Genomic DNA, 11,992 nt, shown 5'->3' on the forward strand with positions numbered 1-11,992 from the left:
TTTTAAGCCTCCCTCGCCCGGTCGAGAATTCCCGCGATCCCTCTCGGGCGCACCAGCAGGATCAGGATGATCATTAAGAACTGCGTGATCAGAACGTAGCGGCCGCCGATCGCGACAGTTGTGAGCGCTTCATTCAATCCGAGCACGATCGCTGCAATGATTGCGCCTTGTACGCTTCCAAGTCCGCCGCACAGTGCGATGCTCACGGCCTTGATCATCGGCGTAAGGCCGCCGAAGGGTGAAATGTAATAGGTCTGCGATAAAAGGACTGCGGCTAGCCCAGCCAAGGCGCCCGTGATCGCCATGACGTAGAACGACGTTCGTCGAACGCCGATACCCACGATGGAAGCGGCGTGAGGGTTCATCATCATGGCCCGGATCTCGAGTCCACCCCGGCTCGAGCGCATCCATCTCAGCACCAGCAGAAGCATCACAACAGAGGTGATGACATTGCCGGCTTTATCGGCCGTCAGCGTCATTCCAGGAAGCGAGAGCTTCCAGGTCCCAAATATCTCCGGCAAGCTCTTGGATCGCGGTCCAAACCACCACAGCAGCGACTGCGTCCCGATCAAATTGATTGCAAGCGTCGCAATCAAGCCGCGGATGGTAAAGTTTGGCTTGTCATGGATGGGAATGAAGGCGAGCGCGCAGACGAACAATCCGCCCAAAGCCCCGGCTAAAACCCCGCTGGCGAGAACTGCCGGGCCCCAGGCCGAGACGTGCTGGGCAAACAGCCAAGCCCCATAGCCCGCAAACGCGAAGATGAACCCATAGGCAAGATTGAGCAGCCCCAAGCTTGACCATGTGATGGATACTCCGATGGCAAGCGTTCCGTAGATGCACGCCAACAGGATCGTATTGCTGACAACGAACCAGACATCCATGGCTCACACCCCTCCTTGGTCGTGCAGCATCAGCGCGGCAGATGCCTCACCCTTCAATTTGCCGACATGCATCCCGATAATCCGATCGACGCGTCCCTCAAGCAGGGACACATTCTGCTCTGCGATCACCATCGCCGAACCGCCGAGGTCGAGAGCCATGAGCGCATCGATGACGTTCTTGCCGATTTTTGGCGCGAGCCCGAGTGACGGCTCGTCAACCAGAAAGAGCGACGCCTCCCCCATCAAGCCGCGGCCGATCGACACCATTCGTCGTTCACCACCCGACAGTCGACCAACGGGAACCGCCATCAACTTCTTCAGAGGAGGGAAGATCTGTAGGATGCGCTCCTTGCGCTCCTTACGCTCGCGCCAGGAGCGTGGCGTGAAGGCGCCGGAATCGAGATGCTCTTCGACAGTAAGACCGTGAAAGATCTCGTCGCCTTGCGGGATCAGCGCCAAGCCCGCGCGCACAATCTGATGGGTGTATCGGCCGGGCCCCTGGCTGCGCGTGCGACCCACCTCGATTCCATTGAGCTTGATCGACCCCCTTTGCCATCCCGTCAGTCCGGCAATGGCGTAGAACAGGGTCGATTTTCCGTGGCCGTTGAGACCCACAATGCCGATGCGTTCTCCGGAACCGACGATCAGGTCGAGGTCGTGAATGACCCTCATGGGACCATATCCGGCCGATAGACCGCAGACATTGAGCACCTCGCGTCGGTGCACGTGATTATGTAGCGTATGTGTCTCTCGGCTCAAATCCTGCTGCATGACGTTCATGTCAGGCTGCCTCGTCTACGTTTTCGAAGTAAGCTGCGTGAACCTTGGGATCGTTAAGCACTTTGGCCATCGAGCCTTCGGAGATCACCTCTCCGGCGTCCATCACCATGACGCGATCCGCAATCGTCCCCAAAAGCTCAATTCGGTGCTCGACGATGATGATCGCGATGTTCATCTCCTTTGACAGCAGGCGGAGAAGGAAATCGATTTCCTCCACCTCAGAATTGATCAAACCGGCTGCGGGCTCGTCCATTAGCAAGAGCGACGGCCGGCGCATCAGAAGGCAAGCGAGCAGAAGCTTTCTACGGTTGAGTGTTTCGAGCTGAGCTGTCGGGATATCCTCGTCCACCTTCAAATTGACGAGCTCAGCGCCATATTCCGCATCGAATTTTGTCAGATAGGGCTGAAATGCCTGTCGCGCGGCTTTGAATGTTTCGCCGACCGTCAACTCTTCCGGAATGACCGGCGTCTGGTAGGTCCGACCGATGCCAAGCCTGGCTCTTCTGTGCAACGGCAGCGAGGTGACATCCTGCCCCTTGAATGTCACTTGACCTGATTTAGGCGTCAGTCGCCCCGATAGCACCTCAAACAGGCTCGTCTTGCCGGCGCCATTGGGACCAATGACGCCGAGCACTTCCCCGACCCCGACGTGTACGTTGATATCCCGAAGTATTTCCCGCCCGCCGAGGTCGAGGTGGATGCATCGGCAAGAGAACAGCGGCTGAGACGGCTTGGTGGCCCAAGATCGGCTCTCATTCGTGGTCTTCAACATCATGACCACCAGGGAGCTTTTTGAAGCTTGGATTCGGCGACTTCGCTTGGGAAGATCAGCTTGTGCTCGACGTCCTGAACCTGGAAGTAGAGCTGAGACACTCCCTTATCGATGTCCGACACTTGCAGCGTATCACCGCCATTGTTTGGAAAGTGAAAACTCTCCTGATAGGCATTGTTCATGTTCATGTAGCCGCTGACGCCGCGCTGAGGATTGACCCGGATCCAGTCACAGACCTCCTTAAATTTGCGGGGATCGCCAACCGCTTCCCAAGCTCTCTTCAGATAGTAAGTTTGGTCGTACGAGATGCTCGGATAGGCAAATCCCATAATTCCCGGAAAGCGCTGCTTGTATTTGCGCGCGAACTCCCGCCCCCTCTCGTCTGCGTAAAGACCCATCGTTGTCGACCAAACGAAGCCGTTTGCAGAGGTGCCAGCCAGCTGCAAGAACTCGGGCTGAGAAGGGCCGTACTGGAGATAGACCAGAGAATCCGGCACCGGATCGGCTACGAACTGCTTGCAGAACGCCGCATATTCGGCAGCGACCCAATGATCGATCATAATCGCCGCAGCTCCGACCTCCTTCATCTCGCGGATTACGGGGGCCCAGTCCTGGACCGGAAATTGAATGTCGGTGATCCGCTCCACTTCAAAGTCGCCGCGTTTCTTGAACGCCTCTTGCGCAGCCTTGGAGATGGTTTGGCAGTAAGCGACCTGCTCCTGTACGATGTGAACCTTGCGGTTCTTGGGCTTCCAGACCCCGCGCTTTTCTTCGTGCTCGAGCCAGATCGGGTACGTCCAGCCGTAGTCGACTTCAGAGGGAGGCGTCTGGAAGACGTGGCTATACTTTGCGGGATTGTTCTTGACCGCCTCGCTCCCAGCTCGCTGTGCGCTGCCGTGAATCCAGGGGCATTTGTATTTGACGGAAGCATCCATCGCCGGGACCGGCACCAACGTAAATGCAAAGGAAACGGCATCCACCTTCGCATCGATACATGCTGCAATCGCTTGCTTGCTGCTTTCGGGCGAGAGCACGTCAATATCGACTGTGAAGATCTTGAGCTCGCGGCCGAGCACGCCTCCGGCAGCATTTATTTCCTCGACCGCTAGTGTTGTTCCCTGGACGAAGTCCAGATGATCGGCCACGCCCGCGGCCGACGTCTGCGCTGCGGGAATTCCAATTACGATCGGCTGTCCGCTGAGAGCACCCGAGCGCGCAATCCATGGCATGGCCAAAGATGCGCCGAGGCCCGCCGTCACCGTCCGTCTGGTCAGCCTTGAAGTCATGTCAGTCCTGCCTCCTGCGCTTATCGAAATCGGCTTGATGGAGCCGGCTGCGCCTGCCGCTGCATAAAACGGTATCGCTGCTTTGCATTTCATGCAAGTCTTTTTTACTTAATGCAAATGCTACGGCATGTATACGGCTCTTGCGCAGGCGGCCCTGGTTCGCCTGCCAGACGCTGCCAATCGGCGATGGCATGATTAGATAGCCGATGCAGGATCGTCCATTCGCGTTGCCGCAGGCGATCACGCCGGCCCTGTTCGAAAGTCCGACCTCGTTAGCGATTTGCCGGCAAATAGATCACCGACCCAATTGCCGTCAGCTTCCCGGCGGGCTCTGAAACGATCGAGGCACTTCTTCGAGCAAAGGGAGGTTCGCCATGAGTAATGCCGAACAAGTCCAAACCTGCCGTTACAGACTGCGCATCGCTTAGCTCCGCCATTTCTGAGACCTTCCGAGCAGTGGGACATGATTGTCTCCTCTTGGCTTTATCTGGCTATTTCCCGACCATCCTCTCGCTATCGCAACAGATGAACGTGGGTTACGTCCCACGGACATCGTTCCGGCCAATGCCGTTCCTGAAGATTGCGAAATCGAGCGTTGGTATTGCCAAGCTTCGGACCCGCAACGTCCTGCTTCAATACGTCAGTTGACCGATTTTGCGCGGGACGGCGACGCTGGCGCCTAGCTCATTGGAGGGGAAGATGCGCCCCGCCTTTCGGCGTGGCCCCCTCGACAAAGGGACCGATTTCATGCAGTCCATCGAACTACCTGACGTTGCCGTTCGCATACGGCCGGATTTGCGAAATCGGCGGCCCTTTCCAGTCGTCGGATAGGCCAAATAGCCGGTGCCAACCGCTCTCGTCTGTCGTAAGCTTGCTCAATAAACGAGCCAATTGAAGCCGCCGAGCGCAATAAGGCGGCACGACAGCTGCTCAAAAGAAACTTAGCATCGGACCGAACGCTGCCGGCTAGCTCCTTCCGGAAATAACGTCTCAGGGGGAAGCAGTGAGAGCACACTTGGAAAGTTCGGTGATTGTCCCGTGGGATGCGGCATCCGTCGATCCACGCGCGCAACTGATCGACAGAACCTTGGAGGTCACGCGGCTTATCCGCGACCTGGTGCGGTGCTCTGCTTTCACATTGACTGCGTGGGACCCTCTGTCTCAGACGCACCTTCATCAGACGCTAGCAAGTGACGGTTACGCCGAGAAAGTGCTCGAGCACATCAACGATGATTTCGTAACGGGTAATCCAGCCTTCGCTATTGCGCACCGCGACGATCCGCGCTCTCTCAGGTGGCGGGACTGTGAGCAGGACTGGGATCTTTGGTTTCCCGACACCCTAACGGCTCGCGACTATCTCATTCCGTCAGGCTTTCACGAAGGCTCGACCATGTGCCTGCGGCTAGCTGACGGACGCTACGTCGGAGCCTTCCACATGAATTGGACCGCTTCGACTGCAGCAACGGATGAGCGCAGGGAGATCACTCAGCGCTTTCGTCCCATTCTGGCTGAGCTGTGCGACCAGCTGAGAACGCCGCGTTTGCTCGCCGAAGGCGTAGCTCCCGACTGTTTCGCGCTGGTCATCTCTTCGAGCGGCGCGGCTTTTAACTTGCTGGCACGCGCTCCAGGCCCACATCTCGGCGAAGGAGGCGCATTGCGCCAACGGCTTCTGGAAATGCTCAGGCCCTGGACGCCGCGGCGCTTTCTGTGGAGCGATGATGCGGGTCATTGCCACCGCGTTTCGGTCATACCCTGTCAGCGCAACATGGTCCTGGTCACGGAAGAGAAGATTTCCTGGCCATACGATCTCTCGTTAAGAGAGATCCAGGTCTTGCATCTGGTTGCAACCGGCGCGTCAAATCCGCAGATCGCGGAGCTGCTGTTCGTCGCGCCGCGCACCGTCTCGACTCACATTGAACACATCCTTGCAAAGACGGGATGTGTCTCGCGGGCCCAGCTAGCGGCGAAAGCCGTGTCTGAGGGCCTATTGCTTGCTCATACACCTGCTAAGTGCGCCCGTGGTCGTGATGTTTGGTAGGCAGGAAGCTTAAACTTAGGCGCTGGATCGAACCTCTACCGCTTAACGCAGCAATGTTCGGGTACGATTTATCATCAAGGGTGAAGTTTAAGGACGAAGGAAAACAGCTTTCAACAGGATCGTGAGCGCATGCGGCGAAACCATCTTGAGCTTCAACACATGCGTCACACTATTTATGAAGTCATTTCGACCAACGCCCGGCAGCTTGGAGTCGAGCGAGAAGGACGTCTCCTCGGGCAAATCCCGTCCGAAAATCTTACACTCGTAAAACTGCGCTGCTCGATATCCTAGATCGAAGGCAAGATATTCGCGACCGTATTTCAATAGAAACTCACGAGCCTCATCGGTCGGACCGTCAAATGCGAAGTCATTCACGGGGGAATATCGCCGCAACCAGTAAATCAGATGCGCCGCGCACTTGATGTGATCCGGTGTTTTGACGTTCTTCTCCACAAGCTGAATCCGCTCAAGATCTTGCTTCCACTGAAAATAGGCATCCAAAGCTTTTGCTTTATTCCAATGAGGTAGTGCGCCCATCTCTTCGGACCGAGTGTAAAAGTCCAAATGTACTTCCTCAAGAAACGTCGCTTTGTCCTGAATGCGATCGAAGAAATCCCCCGTGATAGCCATGTTGTCCCTATTGGATTCTCTCAAGAAAAAAGGCGCAGCCCTGCTGCGCCTTTGTCAGACAAATTGCAACTAAAAGTTAGTTACCGGGACGCCAAGAACCCTTCTTCTTGGAGGTACCAGCAACGACCTGACGGTCATTTGCCGGATACGAGTATGGCGAGCTGTCGAACTGGTCGAGATACTCGGCCGTTTTCCCTTGATTTCCTTTTGTCTCTGACATTGCCTGGTCCCCTAGTGGCTGGGGTGGTGTATCACCGCTGGTTGAAATTTGATTGCACTTGTCGGCTTTCCGAGCCGATTTCCGCGTCAAATGTGGCTTTTTTACCACATTGTCAGCCGAAATCGAGGCCTTCTGCTTCTCAAGTTGGTGTGCGTGAGGCTGGCCCGGTTCAACCTGACGTCTCCTTTTCCACAGCTCGACAACCGAATCAAGCATTTCGAGGGGGCCTGCCGGCTGCGACATAGAGTTTGAGGTTAATTTGGCGCTCGCTCGAAGGTTCCTGCCGCTGGGACGCCCGATACGTGCGTACGTTCCTGCTCTAAATAGCGGCACGAAGCCCGTCCGCGTCGCCCGTCGGCGACCGGCCGGGTTGAGGCGGCCTCCTCGTCGTTCGAAGCCCCCTCAAGCGGTCCGAAGCGAACGGCTGATGTCAGCGATTGTAGATCTGCTTTTCGCTCACGACCTCGGCTCCGATTCTGCGAGCGTCCACCCGCGTCCTTGGTTTTACCGAACTGGTTCGAAGTTCGGTAGGGATCCTCACGCGCGCTACGCGATCTTGCTCAACACGATTTCACGGAAGCTCGGCTAGCGAGGGCTCGCACCTCTCAGCAACTCAGCAAAAGCCGATGCCCCATTGCGCGACAACATGCGCGCTTTTTTCTTGCACCTCGCGCGGATCATGGATTTGGGTGAGTACCAAAGAAAGCGCTTTTCCCTGCCGGCCGGATACGCTCAAGCTCCGAAGAGGATCTCGATCTGTCCTAGAACACCATAAGCCCGCGACCCTTCACGATATTCGCTGGCTCATCACAATGACTTCTCGTCACGGCCAACCCGAAAGGCTTGTGAGAGCTGGCATTAGATCACGACCGGCTTACTGGGATCATTGGATTCTGGCTGAAGGCCCTTAGAGGCCAGGTATCCAGTCCGTCCCGGCCAACGGAATCCGTGTCATGGCGGCTGCCTCGACCGTCAAGGCAACAAGATCCTCCGGCTCCAGATTGTGCAGGCGGCTCTTGCCACACGCGCGGGCAATCGTCTGCGCTTCGAGCGTGACGACCCTCAGGTAGTTTGCAAGCCTGCGGCCTGCGAGCACCGGATCAAGCCGCCCCGAGAGAGCGGGATCCTGAGTGGTGATTCCAGCCGGATCTTTCCCCTCGTGCCAGTCATCATAGCAGCCGGCGGTGGTCCCCAGCGCGCGGTAGTCGTCCTCGTAGCGCGGGTCGTTGTCACCGAGTGCAATCAACGCAGCGGTCCCGATTGCGACCGCATCGGCGCCCAGTGCGAGAGCCTTGGCAACGTCGGCACCGCTACGAATCCCGCCCGAGACGATCAATTGAACCTTTCGATGCATGCCAAGATCCTGCAACGACCGTACTGCGCTGCGAATCGCCGAAAGAATCGGAATTCCGACATGCTCGATGAACACATCCTGCGTCGCGGCAGTACCGCCCTGCATCCCGTCGAGAACCACGACGTCTGCGCCGGCTTTGACGGCGAGAGCAACATCGTAATAGGGGCGGCTTGCGCCCATCTTCAGGTAGATCGGCTTTTCCCAGCCCGTTAGTTCGCGCAGCTCGAGTATCTTGATTTCCAGGTCATCCGCCCCCGTCCAATCCGGATGTCGGCACGCTGATCTTTGATCTATGCCCTTGGGCAAAGATCGCATCTTGGCAACGCGATCGGAGATCTTCTGCCCGAGCAGCATGCCGCCGCCCCCCGGCTTAGCGCCCTGGCCGACCACAATCTCGATGGCATCCGCCTTGCGCAGGTCGTCCGGATTCATGCCGTATCTTGAGGGCAGATATTGGTAGATGAGAGTCTTGGATTGACTGCGCTCTTCTGGCGTCATGCCACCGTCTCCTGTCGTGGTGGACGTGCCCGCCAGGCTTGCTCCTCTGCCGAGCGCCTCTTTGGCCTGGGCCGAAAGAGCGCCAAAGCTCATGCCGGCGATGGTCACGGGGATCGCGAGCTCAACCGGTTTCTTGGCAAATCGCGTCCCAAGGATGACACGGGTGTCGCAGCGTTCTCTATAGCCCTCGAGGGGATAGCGCGACATTGACGCGCCCAGGAATAGAAGATCATCAAAATGCGGGACCTTCCGCTTAGTACCACCACCGCGGATGTCGTAAATGCCGGTCGCGGCCGCGCGGCGGATTTCCGCAATGGCATGCTCGTCAAAAGTGGCGGACCGGCGGGGTGGCATGTAGCCCCACGCCTTCTCAATCGTTTTCATCAATAGGCCCCAGCATTGTCGATGTGGAAGTTGTAAAGCTTACGGGCAGACCCGTAGCGCCGGAACTCCGACACATCGGCCTTGTGAGCCTCGTCAGCCTGCTTAAGGAGCGCAAAGAGCTCGGCGCGATGCTCATCCCTCAGCTCTTTTTCAATGCAATCGGCGCCGAGACTTTCGACTTTGCCGCGCACATAGATACGGGCCTCGTAGATCGAATCGCCCAAGGCCTCGCCGGCATCGCCAAATGCAACCAACCGACCGGTCTGGCCCATAAACCCTGACAAGTGGCCGATACCGCCCTTTACGACAATATCTATGCCCTTCATGGAAATGCCGCAGCGAGCGCTCGCATTACCTTCAATCAAAAGCAGGCCGCCGTGAGCGGTCGCGCCTGCACACTGGCTGGCATCGCCCTTGACATGAATTACCCCGGACATCATGTTTTCGCCGACCCCCTGGCCGGCATTTCCGTCGATGATAATGCTGGCACACTTGTTCATGCCGCCGCAATAGTAGCCGACATGGCCGGCGATCTCGACGTTTAGCGGCGCGTCGATCCCGACCGCAATCGCGTGCGCTCCGTTGGGCGTCAGGACTCGAAAGGATGCCTCGTCGCTCCTCGTATTGCTGCCGAACGCCTGCAGCGTCGCGTTGAGATCACGAACGGATGTCGTTAGAAGATCAATCTCCCGGGTGTCACTAGACGTCCGAAGCATATTCAGATCGCGTTGCGACCATTTGCCGATGTCGATCTGGTTCATTGCCTAATGCTCCCAGAAGTAAGGTGTTGCGGGTTTCGGCTCGAAGAGCTTCGCGCTTTTGATTCCAGGCAGGGGTGTCAGGCTTCGATACTCGGATGCAAAGGCCACATAATCATCCGTCTCCGCCATCACCGCAGGCTTGCATGCGATTGGATCGCGCAGAACTCCGAATCCATTCTTGGTGCCGACCACAAAGGTGAAGAAGCCGTCGAGATCTTCCACGCTCGACTTCAACGCTTCTCCAAGCGATCTGCCCCGCTTCAATTCACGGGTCAGATAACCTGCGGCGACCTCGGTGTCGTTCTCGGTTTGCGGGACAATACCGTCGCGCCCAAGCTCGCGGCGAACAGATGCGTGATTGGAGAGCGAGCCGTTATGAACCAGGCATTGATCGGGTCCGGTCGAAAAAGGGTGAGCGCCCGTCGCGGTCACGGCTGATTCAGTCGCCATGCGGGTGTGGGCGATACCGTGTGTGCCGCCAAGCGAGGCAATGCCGAACGAACGGGCAATATCATCGGGATACCCGACTTCCTTGTAGATCTCGAGATGGCCCCCCTCGCTTAGAATCCGGACATCCTGAGCGTTCTCTAGCAACCAATTGCGGCACAGATTCACGAGATCTGCCGGCACAGTCACAACGGCGTGCGTATAACGGCCCACCACAGAAACCGGCGCGCTGACGGCTCGTGAAAGCATCTCTCCGAGAGCCTCGAAATCGGCTCGCTCTTCCACAGAGGTCAGTGTAAGTTTTGCCCTTCCTGGCTCTCCTGCAGTATAAAGCGCAAAACCGGCAGAGTCGGGCCCCCGGCTGCACAGGGTCGACGTCATCGACGCAAGCAGCTCGCCTAATCGCGGCTGAAGTCGCGTTCGCTTGATAAACAGGCCTGCAATTCCACACATCTTGCTCTCCGACGACACAGGTGAGATCAAAAGAAGCTGAGATAACGTTCGACTTCCCAGCTGGACACGTGGCGGTGATATTCCAGCCACTCCGACCTCTTCAGCGAAGTGAATTCTTCGATCACCGACCGCCCAAGAGCGCTCGCAAATAGCTGATCGGACTCAAGCGCGTCGAGCGCTTCAGTGAGCGTTTGGGGAAGAAGGGCGACACCCATCTCCTTGATGGCCTCGAGCGAGAGACCGTAGAAGTTGACATTTCGGGGCGCACCCGGCTCAAGCTTGCGCTCAATACCGTCGAGACCGGCGGCAATTAGAGCTGCGGTTGCCAGGTACGGATTCATGCTGCTGTCGCCAGTGCGGATCTCGAGCCTACCGTAGGGAACCCGCGCCATCGCGGTGCGATTGTTGTCGCCGTAAGCAATAAAGGCTGGAGCCCAGGTCGCACCCGACACAGTGTGACCGACGACAAGACGCTTGTAGGAGTTCACGGTTGGCGCCAGCAGCGCTGTGAGCGCCCTTGCATGAGCGAGCACGCCGCCCAGGAAATGATAAGCCAGTCTGCTCAGGCCCATCCCATTTGGATCGGCGTCATCGTGAAAGAGATTCTGCCCATCTCGATCGGCAATCGAGCAGTGAATATGCATACCACTGCCTGTCGAATTGCTCCGCGGCTTAGGCATGAACGAGCAGATCGCGCCGAGATCATGGGCGATTTCCGAGGCCGCCATTTTGAAATATAGGATCTGGTCTGCCGTCGTCAGCGCGTCCGCGTATTTGAAGTTGATTTCATATTGCCCATTCGCGTCTTCGTGGTCGATCTGATAGACGTCGATCCCGACCGCTTGCAGACATTCCGTCACCCGCTCAAGGAAGCTTCGCCCGCGCATGAGGCCGCGATAATCATAGGCAGGCTTAACGAGCGTGTCCGTGCCGTCGAACGGCGACAGCCTCCCGTCCGACTCGCGTCGCAGGAGAATGAACTCAGGCTCCAGACCCGTATTGAACGTCCAGCCGCGCTCGGCAAGTCTTGCGACCTGCTTCTTGAGGACGTTACGCGTGTCGACTGGATGCGGCGCGCCCTTCACCATACCGACGCCCATCATGCGCGCATATCCCGGGGCCCACGGGGTCACCATCAGGGTATCGAGTTCGCAGACCACCATGTATTCGGCTTCATGGGGGAGCAGACCAAGCCCCCATGCACCTCCACCTGCAAATCCGGCCCCCTCCTTCAAGAGCCCTTCGAGGTGCTGGACTGGAACGGCTTTGCTTTTCGCGACCCCATGCAGATCGACAAATTGCGCAAGTACGTAGCGAACCCCCGCCTGCTTCAGGAATACCTGGGCTCCAGCAAGATCCAACTCCTTCGGAGTCGCGAGGCTTCCTGGTGATATTGCGCTCGTCCACGCGTTCGGGAGATGCATTCGGACTTCTCCTTTAGTTGGCAGCCTCACCATGTTGCATCAGGTCTAGCGAGTTGCCCAT

General features: G+C 57.6%; 10 protein-coding genes. 1 reads left to right on the top strand and 9 read right to left on the bottom strand.

The annotated features are described in order from the left end of the window. Positions 1-2: 2 nt before the first annotated feature. Genes FNJ47_RS10795 through FNJ47_RS10810 form a run of 4 tightly spaced genes read right to left on the bottom strand, consistent with a single transcriptional unit; the run spans position 3 to position 3,722 of the window. Complete coding sequence (locus tag FNJ47_RS10795; RefSeq protein WP_163153059.1) at positions 3-884, bottom strand: branched-chain amino acid ABC transporter permease; 882 nt, start codon at positions 882-884, stop codon at positions 3-5. 3 nt (positions 885-887) lie between these two features. Continuing rightward, positions 888-1,664 carry an ABC transporter ATP-binding protein gene (locus FNJ47_RS10800; RefSeq protein WP_235999816.1) on the bottom strand — a complete coding sequence of 259 codons (777 nt, stop codon included), beginning with the start codon at positions 1,662-1,664 and terminating at the stop codon, positions 888-890. Position 1,665: 1 nt separating this feature from the next. After that, a complete protein-coding gene (locus tag FNJ47_RS10805) occupies positions 1,666-2,436 on the bottom strand; it encodes an ABC transporter ATP-binding protein (RefSeq protein ID WP_163153060.1) in 771 nt (256 codons plus the stop codon). Next, on the bottom strand, positions 2,436-3,722 hold the full coding sequence (locus tag FNJ47_RS10810; RefSeq protein ID WP_163153061.1) for an ABC transporter substrate-binding protein: 1,287 nt from the start codon (positions 3,720-3,722) through the stop codon (positions 2,436-2,438). The genes FNJ47_RS10805 and FNJ47_RS10810 overlap by 1 nt, the downstream gene beginning before the upstream one ends. Before the next feature lie 1,015 nt (positions 3,723-4,737). On the opposite strand from FNJ47_RS10810, the gene FNJ47_RS10815 reads away from it, so the two are divergent. Next, complete coding sequence (locus FNJ47_RS10815) at positions 4,738-5,760, top strand: helix-turn-helix transcriptional regulator (protein WP_163153062.1); 1,023 nt, start codon at positions 4,738-4,740, stop codon at positions 5,758-5,760. An 87-nt stretch (positions 5,761-5,847) separates the two neighbouring features. On the opposite strand, the gene FNJ47_RS10820 is transcribed toward FNJ47_RS10815, so the two are convergent. The 5 genes from FNJ47_RS10820 to glnT form a co-directional block, all read right to left on the bottom strand. Next, the gene (locus FNJ47_RS10820; RefSeq protein WP_163153063.1) at positions 5,848-6,390 is read right to left on the bottom strand and encodes a hypothetical protein; all 543 of its coding nucleotides are present in this window, start codon (positions 6,388-6,390) and stop codon (positions 5,848-5,850) included. Between the two features lie 1,127 nt (positions 6,391-7,517). Beyond that, positions 7,518-8,846 (bottom strand): FMN-binding glutamate synthase family protein, encoded by a 1,329-nt coding sequence (locus tag FNJ47_RS10825; protein ID WP_163153064.1) that lies wholly within the window; start codon positions 8,844-8,846, stop codon positions 7,518-7,520. Further along, entirely contained in the window at positions 8,846-9,562 is a 717-nt protein-coding gene (locus tag FNJ47_RS10830) for a GltB/FmdC/FwdC-like GXGXG domain-containing protein (protein ID WP_163153083.1), read from the bottom strand. Before FNJ47_RS10830 ends, FNJ47_RS10825 begins: the two co-directional genes overlap by 1 nt. Positions 9,563-9,610: 48 nt before the next feature. Continuing rightward, positions 9,611-10,507 carry a class II glutamine amidotransferase gene (locus tag FNJ47_RS10835; RefSeq protein ID WP_163153065.1) on the bottom strand — a complete coding sequence of 299 codons (897 nt, stop codon included), beginning with the start codon at positions 10,505-10,507 and terminating at the stop codon, positions 9,611-9,613. Between the two features lie 26 nt (positions 10,508-10,533). Continuing rightward, positions 10,534-11,931: a type III glutamate--ammonia ligase gene (gene glnT / locus FNJ47_RS10840; protein WP_163153066.1), complete on the bottom strand. Its 1,398-nt coding sequence runs from the start codon at positions 11,929-11,931 to the stop codon at positions 10,534-10,536. Positions 11,932-11,992 lie beyond the last annotated feature (61 nt).

It is taken from the genome of Bradyrhizobium uaiense, assembly GCF_010811875.1.
In the GTDB taxonomy this organism is placed as follows: Bacteria; Pseudomonadota; Alphaproteobacteria; order Rhizobiales; family Xanthobacteraceae; genus Bradyrhizobium; species Bradyrhizobium uaiense.